Consider the following 16444-nt stretch of genomic DNA (forward strand, 5'->3'; position numbering starts at 1 on the left):
ATCATGGCCACTGAATTCACGCCCTTTCCGCCGCTTGCCCAGCTTGCCGCCGATCTCGCCGCCGGCCGCACCACGAGCCGCGCGCTCGTCGAAACCGCGCTCGAACGGATCGCCGATCCGGCCGGCCAGGGCGCGGTCGCCTTCATGCACGTCGACGCCGACAGCGCCCGCGCGGCAGCTGACGCACACGACCGTCTGCGCGCCGCCGGCACGGTGCTCTCGCCGCTCGCCGGAATTCCGGTGTCGGTCAAAGACCTGTTCGATATCGAAGGGCAGCCGACCCGCGCCGGTTCCGTGGTGCTGGCCGACGCGCCTGCCGCCAAGGCGGACGCGGTCGCGGTCGCGCGCCTGAAACGGGCAGGCGCGGTGATCGTCGGGCGCACCAATATGAGCGAGTTCGCGTTTTCCGGACTGGGCCTGAACCCGCACTACGGGCATCCGCTGTCGCCGTATCAGCGCGGCGTGAAGGGTGACGAGCGGATTTCGGGCGGTTCGTCGTCGGGTGCGGCGGCGTCGGTGGCGGACGGCATGGCCGCCATCGCGCTCGGCACCGACACCGGCGGCTCGATCCGCATCCCGGCTGCGCTGTGTGGCCTGACCGGCTTCAAGCCGACCGCCGACCGGATTCCGAAGCAAGGCGGCGTACCGCTCTCTTCGACACTCGACTCGTTCGGGCCGATTGGCGTCTCGGTGGCGTGCTGCGCGCTGGTCGACCGGATGCTGGCCGGGCTGGAACCGCGCATCCCGGCGGTCCGGCCGCTGGAAGGCGTGCGCCTCGGCGTATTGACCCATTTCGTGACGGACGGCGTCGAACCGGCCGTCGCCGCGGCGATCGATACGGCGCTGAAGCATCTGGAAGCGGCCGGCGCGATCGTCAGCGAAGTGCGCTTTGCACCGCTCGACCGTTTGCCCGAGATCAACCGCTTCGGCTTTTCGCCGATCGAAGCGTATGCATGGCACCGTCCGCTGCTGGAAAAGCACCGCGATCAATACGACCCGCGCGTGCTGGTGCGCATCCTGAAGGGCCAACCCGCCAGTGCCGCCGACTATCTGGACCTGCTAGCCGAGCGCCAGGCCATGCTCGACGAAGCCGCGCGCACGCTGTGGCAGCGCTTCGACGCGGTGGTCGCGCCGACCGTGCCGGTGGTGCCGCCGCGCGTCGCCGATCTGGAACACGACGATGACGCATTCGGCCGCACCAACGCGCTGATCCTGCGCAATCCGAGCGCGTTCAACTTCCTCGACACCTGCGCGCTGTCGCTGCCCTGCCATCTGCGCGGGGAAGCGCCGGTGGGCCTGATGCTGGCGAGCGCGCCGCACGCCGACGACGCCTTGCTGGCAATCGGTCGCGGCGCCGAGGCGGTGCTCAACGCGATTCGCTGAGCGGGGGCGTTGAACGGAATCGCGGCTTAATGCGCGGTAAACGTCAAGGGGGGAGGTTCGCGCTAGAATCGCGGGCACCTTCGCCCTTTCCGTTTCCAGACAGCCACACGATCCATGAATAACGACAATGCGATGCTGCGCCGCGAGCGCTCCCTGCTGGTTCTGCTTGGCCTGATCTGCGTCGGCCTCGTGGCCGGCGCCCTGTATATGCAATACGGGTTGCACGAAGATCCGTGCCCGCTGTGCATCATCCAGCGCTATTTCTTCTTGCTGATCGCGATTTTTGCGTTCCTCGGCGCGCGCTTCAACAGCTGGCGCGGCGTGCGTCTGCTGGAAGTGCTGGCGGCCCTGTCGGCATTGGGCGGTATCGTGACGGCCGCGCGGCATGTGTATATTCAGGCGAATCCGGGCTTCAGCTGCGGATTTGACGCGCTGCAGCCAATGGTCGACAGCCTGCCGCCCGCCCATTGGCTGCCGGGCGTCTTCAAGGTTGCCGGCCTCTGCGAAACGGCTTATCCGCCGATTCTGGGCCTCTCACTGCCGATGTGGTCGCTGATTGCGTTCGTGGTGGCTTACGTGCCGCTGGCGCTGAGCCTGTATAAGAATCGCCGCCGCTTCGCCTGATCGGGCCGGCTGCGCTGAAGCAGCACTGAATTAGCGCCGGACTTCGTGCCGCCCGCCGCGGCGGCCGCAGTCCGGCGTTTTTTCGCCTGCGCCTTTTCATCCCGGTTTTTGCCTCGCTTTTGCTGGATTTTTCCCCGCTGTGCCCCGTCCTGCCGGGCTTCCCGCCATCCGCACCGTCCCACGCACCTCCCCGGCCTGGCGCGAATCATCCTTATCTCATGACCGCTTCCGAATAAGCTTCATGCGATAGGGGAAATGTTTTCAGGACAAGGTAGTGCTATCTTCGAACCTGGATGGCGATCTACGTGCGCGAGGCCGGCTTTGGCGCGACCCCATGCGTAACGCGCGCCCGGTCCGCACTGTCTTTCGGATTCGCCATGACAACGCAAACCATCCGCTTTTACCACCAGGGGTCCGTCCGTGAGGTTTCGGGCGTCCCTGCATCGCGCACCGTGCTTCAGCATCTGCGTGAGGATCTGCATTGCACCGGCACCAAGGAAGGCTGTGCGGAAGGCGACTGTGGCGCCTGCACGGTCGTCGTCGGCGAACTGGATGCGCAGGGCGGCGTCTCGCTGAAAGCGGTCAATGCGTGCATCCAGTTCCTGCCGACGCTGGACGGCAAAGCCCTCTTCACCGTCGAAGACCTGCGCGCCGCCGACGGCGCCCTGCACCCCGTGCAACAGGCGATGGTCGATTGCCACGGCTCGCAGTGCGGTTTCTGCACCCCAGGCTTCGTGATGTCGATGTGGGCGCTGTACGAAAACCAGCCGGCCGCCGCCGGCCTGCCCACCCGCGATGAAATCAACGCCGCGCTATCGGGCAATCTGTGCCGCTGCACCGGCTACCGGCCGATCGTCGACGCGTCGCAGAAGATGTTCGACTATCCGCAATACCCGCGCGTGACGCTAGACCGCAAGGCCGTCGCCGACAAATTGCGCGAGATCCAACGCCGCGAGACCTTCGAATACAGCGCGCCCGATACGCGCGGCGGCGCGTTCGGCTCGCCCACCTTCCACGCGCCGGTCACCCTCGACGCGTTCGCCAAACTGCGCGCCGAGCACACCCAGGCACGCCTTCTGGCCGGCAGCACCGACGTCGGCCTGTGGGTCACCAAGCAGTTCCGCGATCTCGGCGACATCCTGTATATCGGCAACGTCGCCGAATTGAAGACGATCGAGCGCGACGCGCAAACGCTGACGATCGGCGCGGCCGTCACGCTCGAAGACGCGTACGCAGCACTTGCCGCCGATTACCCGGAACTGGCGGAGATGTGGACGCGCTTCGCGTCGCTGCCGATCCGCAATGCCGGCACGCTCGGTGGCAACGTCGCGAACGGCTCGCCGATCGGCGATTCGATGCCCGCGCTGCTCGCGCTCGGCGCCGAAGTCGTGCTGCGGCACGGCCCCAAAACCCGCACGCTGACGCTCGACGCTTTCTACCTCGGCTATCAGAAGACCGCGCTCGCGGCCGGCGAATTCGTCACGGCGCTGCGTGTGCCGCGTCCGGCGCGCGATCTGCGTTTTCGTACGTACAAGGTGTCGAAGCGCTACGATCAGGACATCTCCGCAGTGTGCGCGGCGTTCGCGCTGCACCTCGGTGAAAACGGCGCGATCCGGGAAGCACGCATCGCCTTCGGTGGCATGGCCGCGACGCCTAAACGCGCCGCGCAAACCGAAGCCGTGCTGAACGGCGCGACGTGGGACGAAAGCACCGTGCGGCAAGCGATGAACGCACTCGTCGCCGATTACCAGCCGCTTACCGACATGCGCGCCTCGAGCGCCTATCGACTGAAGGTGGCGCGCAACCTCCTGTGGCGCTTCCACCTCGAAACGCGCGACGACGCGCCGCTCGCCCTCTTCGACGTGAATGCGTTCGCGTTCGAAAACGGCGTGCCGGACGCAGCCGTTGCGAAGGAGTCGTCGTGATGAACCGGACCGATGCTTTCGTCGAACATGCGGGGAGCCACGCTGAAAAGCACGCCACCGCTCAGGGCAGCGAGCCGGCAATCGGCGTGTCGCTGCCGCATGAATCCGCCACGCTGCACGTGAGCGGTGAAGCCACCTACACCGACGACGTCCCCGAACTGCAAGGCACGCTGCACGCAGCGCTTGGGCTGTCGCGACATGCGCACGCGCGCATCGTCTCGATCGATCTGGACGCGGTGAGAAAAGCGCCCGGCGTGATCGCCGTGTTGACCGCTGAAGACATTCCCGGCGAGAACAACTGCGGCCCGGTGCTGCACGACGATCCGATTCTCGCCGTCGATGAAGTGCTGTATCTCGGCCAGCCGGTGTTCGCCGTGATCGCCGAAAGTCATGAGCTTGCACGCCGCGCCGCTGCGCTCGCGAGGAGCGATGACGTCGTGCGCTATGAGCCGCTCGAGGTCATCCTCACGCCAGCCGAAGCGAAAGCCAATAAGCAATTCGTCCTGCCGCCCATGCATCTGAAGCGCGGCGAACCCGACGCAAAGATCGCCTCCGCGCCGCATAAAATCAGCGGCACGTTCGAAGTCGGCGGCCAGGAACAGTTTTATCTCGAAGGCCAGATCGCGTACGCAGTGCCGAAAGAAATGGACGGAATGCTCGTCTACAGTTCGACGCAGCATCCGAGCGAAATGCAGCAGGTGGTCGCGCATATGCTCGACTGGCCGGCGCATAACGTCGTATGCGAATGCCGGCGGATGGGCGGCGGCTTCGGCGGCAAGGAATCGCAATCGGCGCTGTTCGCATGCGTGGCCTCGCTGGCGGCGAAACTGCTGCGCCGTCCGGTCAAACTGCGCGCCGATCGTGACGACGATTTCATGATCACCGGCAAGCGCCACGACGCGATCTACGAGTACGAAGCCGGCTTCGACGATAAAGGCCGCATTCTCGGCGCGCGTGTCGAGATCGCTCTACGTGCCGGCTACTCCGCCGATCTGTCCGGCGCCGTGGCCACGCGTGCCGTCTGTCACTTCGACAACGCGTATTACCTGTCCGACGTCGATATCGTCGCGCTGTGCTGCAAGACGAATACGCAGTCGAACACGGCGTTCCGCGGCTTCGGCGGCCCGCAAGGCGCCCTGGTGATGGAAGTGATGCTCGACAGCATCGCACGTCAATTGAAGTGCGATCCGCTCGACGTGCGCCTCGCGAATTACTACGGCATCGGCGAGCGCGACACGACGCCGTATGGCCAAAAGGTCGAAGACAACATCATCGCGCCGTTGACCGACGAGTTGCTCGAAACCAGCCACTACCGCGCGCGCCGCGAAGCGATCGCCGCGTTCAACGCAAAGAGCCCGGTGCTCAAACGGGGCCTGGCGTTTTCGCCGGTGAAGTTCGGCATCTCGTTCAACGTGCCGTTTCTGAATCAGGCCGGCGCGCTGGTGCATGTGTACAAAGACGGTTCGGTACTCGTCAATCACGGCGGCACCGAAATGGGCCAGGGGCTCAACACGAAGGTGGCGCAAGTCGTCGCGAATGAACTCGGTTTGCCGCTTGCGCGTGTACGCGTAACGGCGACCGATACGTCGAAGGTCGCCAACACCTCGGCAACCGCGGCATCCACCGGCAGCGACCTGAACGGCAAAGCGGCCGAAGCGGCTGCGCGGACGATTCGCGTCAGGCTCGCAGAACTGGCGGCGAAGCAACTCGGCGGCACCGCCGACGCGGTGGAATTTGCCAACGGCGAAGTGTCGGTGAACGGCGGTGCGATGCCGTTCGAGCAACTGGTCGGCGCGGCCTATCTGGCGCGCGTGCAGTTGTGGTCGGACGGTTTCTATACGACGCCGAAAGTGCACTGGGATGCGAAAACGCTGACCGGTCACCCGTTTTATTACTTTGCGTACGGTGCGGCGGTGTCGGAAGTGGTGATCGACACGCTGACCGGCGAATGGAAACTGGTGCGCGCGGACGTGTTGCACGACGCCGGCCAATCGATCAACCCGGCGATCGACATCGGCCAGATAGAAGGCGGGTTCATTCAGGGCATGGGCTGGCTCACCACGGAAGAACTGTGGTGGAACCGCGATGGCCGCTTGATGACGCACGCGCCGTCGACATACAAGATTCCCGCGGTCAGCGATACGCCTGCGGCGTTCCATGTTCGGCTTTATCAGAATCAGAACGCCGAGCCGACGGTGTTCCGTTCCAAGGCTGTGGGCGAGCCGCCCCTGCTGCTGCCGTTCTCGGTATTCCTCGCAATTCGCGACGCGGTCGCGGCTGCGGTGCCGGGCGCGGAAAATGCACCACGGTTGCGCGCGCCTGCGACGCCCGAAGCGATTCTCGATGCGCTCGAAGCGTTGCAGCCGCCGGGGACGTCAGCGGAACCCGCGACGGAAGCGGCCACTACGGCCACGACCGCCACCACCATTTAGCAACGTTAAGCAAAGGCCTGACGCGACACGAACGCGCCAGGCCACACTCAACCGGCCGCACGGATACCCCGCGCGGCCACGTATGGAGAACCGCCGGATGCAAGCCTGGCTACCTGACCTGCAACAACTGCTCGCGCACGGCGACGCTGCCGTGCTGGTGACGGTCGCGCGCGTCGAGGGTTCGGCGCCCCGCGAAGCCGGCACCAAGATGATCGTCACGCGCGATTCGGCCAAGCACACGATTGGTGGCGGACACCTCGAATGGAAAGCCATCGAGACCGCGCGCCAGGTCCTGCGCGACGGCATGCGCTCGCCGCATATGCGCCGCCTCGAACGCTTCGCGCTTGGACCCAGTCTCGGCCAATGCTGCGGCGGCGCTGTGATTCTCGCCTTTGAGCGCCTCGACATCGGCGATCTCGGCTGGATCACGTCGCTCGCGAAACGCGTGGCCGCAGGTCTTTCGACGGTGCGTAGCGTATCATTCGGCCCCGCACCGGATGCGGTGATGCTGTCCGACCCCGAACCGGGTGTGGATGCCGCCGACTGCCTGCTGTGGGACGGCGCCGGCTTCGACGACAGCGGCGCGCTGCTCACCGAAACCATCGCGCCGGGCGACTTCCAGGTCGTGCTGTTCGGCGCCGGTCACGTGGGCGCGGCGCTGGTTCGCGTGCTTGCCACGCTGCCTTGCACCGTGCGCTGGGTCGACGAACGCGACGCGCAGTTTCCGCCGGTGGAAACACTGCATGCGCCGAACGTGAAGATCGATCCGAACGACGCGCCCGACGAAGCCATCGACGAGGCCGCGCCGCACACGTACTTCATCGTGATGACGCACAACCATGCGCGCGATCTCGAGTTGGCCGAGCGCATTTTGCGGCGTGGCGATTTCGCGTTCTTCGGCATGATCGGCTCGCACACCAAGCGCAAGCAGTTCGAGCATCGGCTGGCCGCGCGCGGCATCGATCCGTCGCGGATTGCGCGGATGAAGTGCCCGCTCGGCGTCGACGGTATCGTCGACAAGTCGCCGGAGATCATCGCGATCTCGGCGGCGGCCCAGGTGTTGCAGGCAGTGGAGGCGAATGCAGGCGCGCATGCGGCGCAGACGGTCTGATTTGCCGCACAATCGACCTGCCGCCCACACTGCGATTGCCTGCTGTCCTGCATCCCGCATTCGGCGCGAACCGACTCCAACGAACTTCTGACCGACCATGAATACAACGACCGCAATCCGTACGCCACTCGTCGAGAAAACCGCGCGCGCGCCGAAGGCCGAGCTGCACATCCATATCGAAGGCTCGCTCGAACCCGAGCTGATCTTCGCGCTCGCCGAACGCAACGGCGTGAAGCTTGCGTACGACTCGATCGAAGCCTTGCGCGCCGCGTACGCCTTCACCGATCTGCAATCGTTCCTCGACATCTATTACGCCGGCGCGAGCGTGCTGCTGCACGAGCAGGACTTCTACGACATGACGATGGCGTATGTCGAACGCTGCCTCGCCGATAACGTGATTCACAGCGAAATCTTCTTCGATCCGCAGACGCACACCGAACGCGGCGTGCCGATCGCGACGGTCGTCGCCGGTATCGAACGCGCGTTGGCCGATGCGGAAAAGCGCGGTATGACGAGCAAACTGATTCTATGCTTCCTGCGCCACCTGTCGGAAGAGGATGCGCTCGCTACGTTCGAAGAAGCGCGGCCGCTCTTCGAGCAATACAAGCATCGCCTGGTCGGTGTCGGGCTGGATTCGTCGGAGCGTGGTCATCCGCCTTCGAAGTTCGAACGCGTATTCGCCAAGGCGCGCGCGCTCGGTCTGAAGCTGGTCGCGCATGCGGGCGAAGAAGGGCCGCCGTCGTATATCTACGAAGCGCTCGATCTGCTGAAGGTGGATCGCGTCGACCACGGCGTGCGCAGTATCGAAGATCCGGCGCTCGTCACGCGCCTCGCCGATACGCGCGTCGCATTAACCGTGTGCCCGCTGTCGAACCTCAAGCTCTGCGTGTTCGACGACATGACCAAGCACACGCTGAAGGACCTGCTCGATCGCGGTGTCGCCGTCACGGTGAATTCCGACGATCCGGCTTATTTCGGCGGCTACGTGAACGCCAACTATTTCGCCACTATCGACGCGTTGAAGCTCAACGATGCCGAGGTCTACACGATCATCCGCAACAGCTTCGAAGCGTCGTTCGTCACGCCCGAGCAACGCAGCGAACTGATCGCGAAGCTCGACGCGCACTGGCACTCAGGCGGCCCGCATTGACGGGCCAATGAATAGCAGCCGGCGGCGGCACGGGCTCCCTGCAGAGCCAGAATCAAGCCGCTGTCTGCGCTGTTTAGCTTCTCACATTCGGAGACGGTTTTTTCATGACTCAATCGGCACAAGCGGCCCAGTCAGCATTCCGCGCACAACTGCTGACCTTCAACGGTGATCCTGCGAAATCGCCCAACGCGGCGGTCTTCAACGAGGACGGTTTGCTGATCGTCGAAGACGGTCATGTCGTCGCGGCGGGCGCGTATGCCGCGCTTGCGTCGCAACTCGCCCCCGGCACCCAGGTGCAGGAGATGCGCGACAAGCTGATCGTGCCGGGTTTCATCGATACGCACATCCACTATCCGCAGACCGACATGATCGCGTCGCCGGCCCCGGGTCTGCTGCCGTGGCTCGACACGTACACCTTCCCGACCGAGCGCCGCTTCACCGATCCGGCCTACGCGCGCGACACGGCGAGCTTCTTCGTCGAAGAGCTGCTGGCGTGCGGCACGACGACCGCGCTGGTGTATTGCACGGTCCATAAGGAATCGGCCGACGCGCTCTTTACCGAAAGCGAAGCGCGCAATCTGCGCATGGTGGCCGGCAAGGTGCTGATGGACCGCAACTGCCCCGAGTTCCTGCGCGACACCGCGCAATCGGGCTACGACGACAGCGCCGAGCTGATCGGCCGCTGGCACAACCGTGGCCGCCAGATGTACGCGCTCACGCCGCGTTTCGCGCCGACTTCGACCGAAGCGCAGCTTGAAGCGTGCGGCGTGCTGGCGGGCAAGCATCCGGACATCTTCATTCAGAGCCACGTCGCCGAAAACACCGACGAAGTGAAATGGGTCGCCGATCTGTTCCCGGGCCACCGCAGCTATCTGGACATTTACGATCACTACGGCCTGCTGCGCCGCCGCGCGGTGTACGGCCATTGCATCTACCTCGACGAGGAAGACCGCAAGCGCATGGCGCAAACCGGCACGGTCGCCTCGCACTGCCCGACCTCGAACCTGTTCCTCGGCAGCGGCCTGTTCGATTTCGACAAGGCCGACGAAGCCGGCATGCCGATCGCGCTGGCAACGGACGTCGGCGGCGGCACCTCGTTCTCGATGCTGCAGACGATGAACGAAGCGCACAAGGTTGCGCGTCTGACCGGCCATCATCTGACGGCCACGCGTATGTTCTATCTGGCAACCGCGGGTGCCGCTGAGGCGCTCGATCTGGCGGACAAGGTGGGGACGTTGAAGCCGAAGTCGGAAGCCGACTTCGTCGTGCTCGATCCGCAAGCCACGCCGCTGCTCGCGCGCCGCACCGCACGCACCGAATCGCTCGAAGAACTGCTGTTCGCATTCGCGCTGCTCGGCGACGATCGCGCGATCTACGAAACGTATGCGGCAGGCAAACGCGTGCATCGCCGCGACGACGTGCGGCAGCATGCACCGCGTACGGCGAAAATCGCGGCTTGAGTTGATTCGCACGCACCAGAAAAAACGGCGCTTCGTTTCCGAAGCGCCATTTTTTTTTGCCTGTACGTTGCAGCGTGCCGCTCAAGGCTGCGTGCACACCTCGTGCAACGCATTCAACCGCCGCACCGGATCGGCGACATACGGATTCGTTTCATCCCACGCATAACCGGCGAGCACCGCGCTGATCATCCTGCGGATCGACGGCGTCTGGTGCGGATAGAAAATGATGTCCTGCAACTCGCCCGTGTACCAGCGCTCGACGAACACGCGGAACGTGTCGATGCCCTTGCGCAACGGCACGTCGTAAGCCGCCGACCAGTCCACCTGCTCGCCATCCAGTTGGCGGTTCAACGTCTGCACCGCGAGATGCGCGGAACGCAGCGCAATCGTCACGCCCGACGAGAACACCGGATCGAGAAATTCGCCCGCATTGCCGAGCAGCGCGTAACCCGGTCCGTGCAAACGCTCGACGTTCGCCGCGTAGCCGCCGATATGGCGCACCGGCATCAGGAATGGCGCGTTGCCGATCAACGGGCCGAGTGTCGGCTCCTGCTGGATCAGTGCACGCAGTTTCGCGTCGCGTTCCCCTTCCGGCACATCGAGGAAACTGGCCTCGGCGACGCAGCCCACCGACGAACGGCCGTCCGCCAGCGGAATCATCCAGAACCACACGTCGCGCCGCTCCGGGTGCGTCGCCACACAGATCTTGTTGCGGTCGGTCGCGCCAGCCGGAATGCCGTCGCGCACGTGCGTGAAGATGGCGGCGCGTGTCGGCATGCGCGTGGGCGTTTCGAGGTTCAGCAAGCGCGGCAGTACGCGGCCGAAGCCGCTCGCATCGAATACAAAACGCGCTTCGACTTCATACGCGTGGTCCGCTTCGTCGATCACGTCGAGCACCGGCCTGCTGTCCAGTGCGCCCGCTTTGCCCATTTCGCCGGTCCGCATCGCCCGGACCGTATGACCGAAGCGCACGTCGGCGCCCTGCTGCGCCGCGCAGCGAATCAGGATGTCGTCGAACACCGCGCGCTCGACCTGGTACGTAGTGCCCCATCCTGCCGAATGCTTGTCGCGGAAGTCGAACGCCGACGATTGATCGCGATAGACAAAATGCGCGCCGTTCTTGTACTGGAAACCGGCTTCGACCACTGCCTGCAGCATGCCGGCCTCTTCCAGGTAGGCCATGCTTTGCGGCAACAGACTTTCGCCGATCGAGAAACGCGGAAAATGCTGGCGCTCCAGCACGAGCACCGAGCGGCCCGCCTGGCGCAGAAGCGCCGCTGCAACGGCGCCCGCCGGACCCGCGCCGATGATCGCTACATCGACGGTCATGCGTTTTGACGAATTCGTATTCAAGGTAGCCTCAATCGTTTGCTTGCGTGGAACAGCGTTACGCTGCACCCTTACTTCTCGTTACAATTACCGCTCTCGCAGCAAGAACACTATTCCGACGGGGAGCCCAGCGTGTCGCCATCCGAATCATCCAGTGTGCCTTTCGTGCCGGAAACGGCCTTCGGGATCTGGTTCCTGCGCACCCATACCTGGGGACATCATGTCTTGCGGGTCGCGATCAATGACCTCAAACGCCTGATCGATGCACCCTTGCCTGCCGCGCCGGTCATCGTGGACGTCGGCTGCGGGCAAGGCATCTCGTTTCGCCTGCTCGCCGAGGCGTTCAATCCGCGCCGCATTGTCGGCGTCGATTTTCACAAGCCGTCGCTGGTGCTTGCCGCCGCTGCCGCCAACGCCTGCCGCGACAGGCTCGCCGATATCGAACTGCTGCACGGCGACTGCGCGAAGCTGCCGCTGCCCGATGCCGGCGCCGACATCGTGTTCTGCCATCAAACCTTCCATCACCTCGTCGAGCAAGAACGTGCGCTCGCCGAGTTCCGCCGCGTGCTCAAACCCGGCGGCATCCTGCTGTTCGCCGAATCCACCGACGTGTACATCAAATCGTGGGTGATCCGGCTGCTGTTCCGCCATCCGATGCAAGTGCAAAAAAGCGCCGACGGCTACCTCGACATGATTCGCCGCGGCGGTTTCAGCTTCGGCCCGCGCAACGTCTCGCTGCCCTATCTCTGGTGGAGCCGCGCGAAAGACTTCGGCCTGCTCGAGCGCCTCGGCCTCTACCGTCCGCAACCTGGCAAGCGCCGTGAAACGCTCGTCAATGTCGCGGCGATCAAGGCCGATTGATAAAGCGTGCGAGTCCGCTTCGGCTTAGTTCGCTTCCAGCACGACGAGCTGGCCGCTCACCGCGATCGCGGCCGCGCTGGGGCTCACGCCGCACGTGAAGTCGGTCGACGAGTTGCTCTCGGTGCTATGAAAGCGCGTCGCCACATCGATCACGGCATTCGCATGGCGTTCGCGGGCTGCCGCGCGCAGCTTTTGCACCGCTTCCGCCAGCGCTTCGTGGCAAGCTTCGTCGGGACTCGACACCTTGCGTGCGATCCGCACGGAGTACGACGCGCCGCCCAACTGGCTCTTCACCGCCGGGTGGCTCTGCTGGCCGAAATACACCGGCACGCCGCCGCTCGACTGGCCGCCGGCTGCCGCAAGCGGCAGCGACTTCACGTTCGTGGCGCATCCCGCTTGCGTCAGCACCACCACCGCCAGCGCGCCAAATACAAAACTTTTTTTCATTTTTATTGCCCTCGTTTTTTTTCAAAATGGCGGCTAGTTCAACCGCCCTGCCACACTTCAAACATCAGGCTCGCGCAACTGCCGCCGAACCCGAATGAATTTGACATAGCCGTGCCGATACGCGCCTCGCGCGACACGTGCACCAGCGGCATTTCGCCAAGACTCGCGTCCGGCGTCTCGATGCCCACCGTGCCTGCGATGAAACCGTCGCGCATCATCAGCAGCGTGTAGATCGCCTCGTGCGCGCCGCATGCGCCGAGCGGATGCCCGGTCATGCCTTTGGTCGACGAGAACGCGGGTACAGCGCCGCCGACCACGCCGCAGGCCAGATCGCCAAATACGTCAATTAATGCGCGCAGTTCCTCGACGTCGCCAAGCGGTGTCGACGGTGCGTGCGTGTTGATGTAATCCGGGCGCTTGCCCGCCTCGCCCAGCGCGCCGCGCATCGCCCGCGCGATGCCTGCCGCCCGCGGCGCGACCATGCCGGCGACGTCCGTGCAGTCGCCAAAGCCGATCAGCTCGGCGTAAATACGGGCGCCGCGCGCCATCGCGTGATCGAGCGATTCGAGCACCAGCACGCCGCCGCCCGACGCGATCACGAAGCCGTCGCGCGCCGTGTCGTAGGGGCGCGACGCATGCTGCGGCGTGTCGTTGAAGCTGCGCGACAGCGCCCCCATCGCGTCGAACATCAACGTCATGTTGTCGTGCAGCGACTCGCTGCCGCCGGCCAGCACGATCTGCTGGCGGCCGGTCTGGATCAGCTGCATCGCCTGGCCGATCGCGAGCGCCGACGTCGTGCACGCCGACGACGGCGAATAGCTGACGCCTTCGAGTCCGAACACCTGCGCGACGTTGGCCGACGCGGTGCTGCTCATCGCGTGCGGAACCGTGTACGGCGGCACTTTGTCGACGCCGCGTGCATTCGCAATCGCCATGGCCGCGTCGTAACTCGACATCGTGCCGACGCCCGAGCCGATCACCGCACCCGCACGTGGCGAGCGCAACATGGCAGGCTCAAGTCCGGCGTCGTCGATCGCCTTGCGGGCGGCGTGGCACGCAAAGCGCGCGGTGTCGCCCATGAAGCGTTCGAGCTTGCGCGCGAACGGCGGCTCCTGCGCGACCGAGGCAACGCCCGCCACCTGCGATCCGAAACCGCGCTCACGCCACGCCTCGATCCGCTCGATGCGCGAGCGGCCCGCGCGCAGCGCGGCGGACACGTCGTCGAGCGTATTGCCGAGGCACGACACGATTCCCATGCCGGTGACGACCACACGTTGCAGCACGACGCTCATCGAACGCGCCTGAAAATCAGCGACGTATTGATGCCGCCGAATGCAAAGTTGTTGCTCATGACGTGTTCGGCGTCGATCTCACGGCCTGTACCCATGATGTAATCGAGCGCTGCACAAGCCGGATCGACGTTCTCCAGATTCAAGGTCGGCGCATACCAGTTGCGCTTCATCATCTCGATGGTCCACCACGCTTCCAGTGCACCGCACGCGCCGAGCGTATGGCCCACATAGCTCTTGAGCGAACTGATCGGCATGCGCGCGCCGAAGGTCCGCGCGGTCGCATGGCTTTCGGCGATGTCGCCGCGATCCGTGGACGTGCCGTGCGCGTTCACATAGGCGATCGCTTCGGGCGGCAGTTGCGCATCTTCAAGCGCGAGCTGCATGGCAAGCGCCATGGTTTCGGCGGTCGGCTGGGTCATGTGCGCGCCGTCCGAGTTGCAGCCGAAGCCGACGATCTCCGCGTGAATCCGCGCGCCGCGCGCCACCGCGTGTTCGTATTCTTCGAGCACCAGCGTCGCCGCACCTTCGCCGACCACGAGGCCGTCGCGCGCGGCATCGAACGGACGCGGCGTGAGATGCGGTTCGTCGTTGCGCGTGCTGGTCGCGTATAACGTATCGAACACGGCGACCGCCGGGCCCGACATTTCTTCCGCGCCGCCCGCCAGCATCAGCGTCTGTTTGCCGGCCAGAATCGCTTCATAGGCGTAGCCGATCGCCTGGCTGCCCGACGCGCACGCGCACGAGGTCGGGATGATCCGCCCTTTCAGGTCCCAGAACAGGCTGACGTTGACGGCCGTGGTATGCGGCATCATCTGCACGTAGCTGTTCGACGTGACGTCGCTCATCGAGCCGGTTTCGAGCATCGTGCCGAAGGCGCGAATCGGCTGCACCGAGCCCGACGACGAACCGTAGGCGACGCCCATGCGGCCGTCCTTGATGCTTGCGTCGACGGACAGGCCTGCATCGGCGAGCGCCAGTTCGCTCGCGCGCACCGAATACATCGACACCGGGCCCATCGAGCGGGTTTTCTTGCGCGGATAATGCGCGGGCACCGCGAAGCCCGGCAACGGACACGCGAGCCGCGTATGCAGCGACTCGAAGTAATCCCACTCGGGCATACGACGCACCGCGTTCACGCCGCGCTTCAGGCGTGCTTCGATTTCGTCCCAGCTATCGCCGAACGCCGTGACGCCGCCCATGCCGGTAATGACGACGCGTTTCATCACACCATCCCACCGTTGACGCCGATCACCTGACGCGTGACATACGAGGCCGCATCCGACATCAGGAAGCTGACCACGGACGCCACTTCGGCAGGCTGGCCGACGCGGTTCATCGGCACCGTCTTCAATGCGTGCTCGAGCGGCATCTGGTCGAGCATGCCGGTATCGATCAAGCCCGGCGCGACGCAATTGACGGTGATGTGGCGCGTCGCCAGTTCGACGGCGAGCGCCTTGCTCGCGCCGATCAGGCCGGCCTTCGCCGCGCTGTAGTTGACCTGGCCGCGATTGCCCATCACGCCGGACACCGACGCGATCGTGACGATGCGGCCGCCCTTCTTCGCGCGCACCATCGGCATGGTCAACGGATGGACGACGTTGTAGAACGAGTCGAGACCGGTTTCGATCACGATGTCCCAGTCTTCCTCGGTGAGCGCGGGGAACGCGGCGTCGCGGGTCACGCCCGCGCTGCACACGATGCCGTAGTAAGGGCCATGCGCCGCGACGTCCGCTTCGAGCACGTCGCGGCACACGGCGCGCTCACGCACGTCGAATTGCAGCACGCGCGCCGTGCCGCCTTGCGCGGCGATGCCCGTTGCGACTGCTTCGGCTTCAGTGCGGCCCGTGCGGCAATGCACGGACACCGCGAAGCCGTCGGCAGCCAACTTGTACGCAATCGCGCGGCCGATGCCGCGGCTTGCGCCGGTAACGAGAACACGCCGGCTCATGAACTGAAACTCCCTTCGATGAATGACTGGAAATTGGGCGGTTGAAAGACCTTGATGACGGCTTCGGCGCAACACACGTCGCCATGATGGATCGTGCATTCATAGGCGCCGTGGCCTTCTTCGCCGCGCAGCAATTCTGTCGCGTGAATCAGCAACTGGGCACCGGCGGCGAACGACGGTTGCAAAGCTTTATAGCTGCGCGAGCCAAGCAGGACACCGTGACGCGTCTTGCCGCCGCCGCGCATCGCCCGCAATGCCACGTGTGCCGCGATCGCCTGCGCCATCAACTCGATGCCGATCCAGGCGGGCATCGCGCCGTCGGCGTCCGCATACCAGGCGTCGGCATGCACGGTCGCCCGCGCGCTCAGCGTGTCTTCGCTGAAAGTGCTCACAGCATCGATCAACAGCATCGTGCCGCGATGCGGGATGATCGCTTCGATCGGGTGCAGGACGAGTTCCTCGAGGGATAACGTTCGGGTCAT

At 64.9% G+C, this 16444-nt stretch carries 14 protein-coding genes; 8 read left to right on the top strand and 6 right to left on the bottom strand.

Going from position 1 to position 16444, the window contains the following annotated elements; translation table 11 throughout:
* The first annotated feature begins 3 nt into the window (after positions 1-3).
* The 7 genes from ACAX43_RS04955 (at position 4) to guaD (ending at position 10085) form a co-directional block, all read left to right on the top strand.
* The gene (locus ACAX43_RS04955; protein WP_370707306.1) at positions 4-1383 is read left to right on the top strand and encodes an amidase; all 1380 of its coding nucleotides are present in this window, start codon (positions 4-6) and stop codon (positions 1381-1383) included.
* Between the two features lie 114 nt (positions 1384-1497).
* Positions 1498-2007: a disulfide bond formation protein B gene (locus ACAX43_RS04960; RefSeq protein WP_370707307.1), complete on the top strand. Its 510-nt coding sequence runs from the start codon at positions 1498-1500 to the stop codon at positions 2005-2007.
* Between the two features lie 377 nt (positions 2008-2384).
* Positions 2385-3932, top strand: coding sequence for a xanthine dehydrogenase small subunit (xdhA, locus tag ACAX43_RS04965; protein ID WP_370707308.1), 1548 nt, complete (start codon positions 2385-2387; stop codon positions 3930-3932).
* Positions 3932-6364, top strand: coding sequence for a xanthine dehydrogenase molybdopterin binding subunit (gene xdhB / locus ACAX43_RS04970; protein ID WP_370707309.1), 2433 nt, complete (start codon positions 3932-3934; stop codon positions 6362-6364). The genes xdhA and xdhB overlap by 1 nt, the downstream gene beginning before the upstream one ends.
* A 97-nt stretch (positions 6365-6461) precedes the next feature.
* Entirely contained in the window at positions 6462-7475 is a 1014-nt protein-coding gene (gene xdhC / locus ACAX43_RS04975; protein ID WP_370707310.1) for a xanthine dehydrogenase accessory protein XdhC, read from the top strand.
* Positions 7476-7572: 97 nt separating this feature from the next.
* A complete protein-coding gene (locus ACAX43_RS04980) occupies positions 7573-8625 on the top strand; it encodes an adenosine deaminase (protein WP_370707311.1) in 1053 nt (350 codons plus the stop codon).
* Positions 8626-8729: 104 nt separating this feature from the next.
* Entirely contained in the window at positions 8730-10085 is a 1356-nt protein-coding gene (guaD, locus tag ACAX43_RS04985) for a guanine deaminase (RefSeq protein ID WP_370707312.1), read from the top strand.
* Positions 10086-10166: 81 nt separating this feature from the next.
* Here the strand turns inward: guaD and ACAX43_RS04990 are convergent, their stop codons facing one another.
* On the bottom strand, positions 10167-11438 hold the full coding sequence (locus ACAX43_RS04990) for an NAD(P)/FAD-dependent oxidoreductase (protein ID WP_370707313.1): 1272 nt from the start codon (positions 11436-11438) through the stop codon (positions 10167-10169).
* Between the two features lie 108 nt (positions 11439-11546).
* Here ACAX43_RS04990 and ACAX43_RS04995 point away from each other — a divergent pair, with 108 nt between their 5' ends.
* Positions 11547-12275 carry a class I SAM-dependent methyltransferase gene (locus tag ACAX43_RS04995; protein ID WP_370707314.1) on the top strand — a complete coding sequence of 243 codons (729 nt, stop codon included), beginning with the start codon at positions 11547-11549 and terminating at the stop codon, positions 12273-12275.
* Positions 12276-12299: 24 nt separating this feature from the next.
* Here ACAX43_RS04995 and ACAX43_RS05000 read toward each other — a convergent pair whose 3' ends face one another.
* The 5 genes from ACAX43_RS05000 to ACAX43_RS05020 are packed head-to-tail and all read right to left on the bottom strand — an operon-like array spanning position 12300 to position 16444.
* Positions 12300-12722 (bottom strand): signal peptidase, encoded by a 423-nt coding sequence (locus ACAX43_RS05000; protein ID WP_370707315.1) that lies wholly within the window; start codon positions 12720-12722, stop codon positions 12300-12302.
* Between the two features lie 38 nt (positions 12723-12760).
* Positions 12761-14014, bottom strand: coding sequence for a beta-ketoacyl synthase (locus ACAX43_RS05005; protein WP_370707316.1), 1254 nt, complete (start codon positions 14012-14014; stop codon positions 12761-12763).
* The gene (locus ACAX43_RS05010; protein WP_370707317.1) at positions 14011-15237 is read right to left on the bottom strand and encodes a beta-ketoacyl-ACP synthase; all 1227 of its coding nucleotides are present in this window, start codon (positions 15235-15237) and stop codon (positions 14011-14013) included. Before ACAX43_RS05010 ends, ACAX43_RS05005 begins: the two co-directional genes overlap by 4 nt.
* On the bottom strand, positions 15237-15962 hold the full coding sequence (locus ACAX43_RS05015) for a 3-ketoacyl-ACP reductase FabG2 (RefSeq protein WP_370707318.1): 726 nt from the start codon (positions 15960-15962) through the stop codon (positions 15237-15239). The genes ACAX43_RS05010 and ACAX43_RS05015 overlap by 1 nt, the downstream gene beginning before the upstream one ends.
* The gene (locus tag ACAX43_RS05020) at positions 15959-16444 is read right to left on the bottom strand and encodes a hotdog family protein (RefSeq protein ID WP_370707319.1); all 486 of its coding nucleotides are present in this window, start codon (positions 16442-16444) and stop codon (positions 15959-15961) included. The genes ACAX43_RS05015 and ACAX43_RS05020 overlap by 4 nt, the downstream gene beginning before the upstream one ends.

This window comes from Paraburkholderia sp. IW21, from assembly GCF_041321145.1.
Lineage (GTDB): Bacteria > Pseudomonadota > Gammaproteobacteria > Burkholderiales > Burkholderiaceae > Paraburkholderia.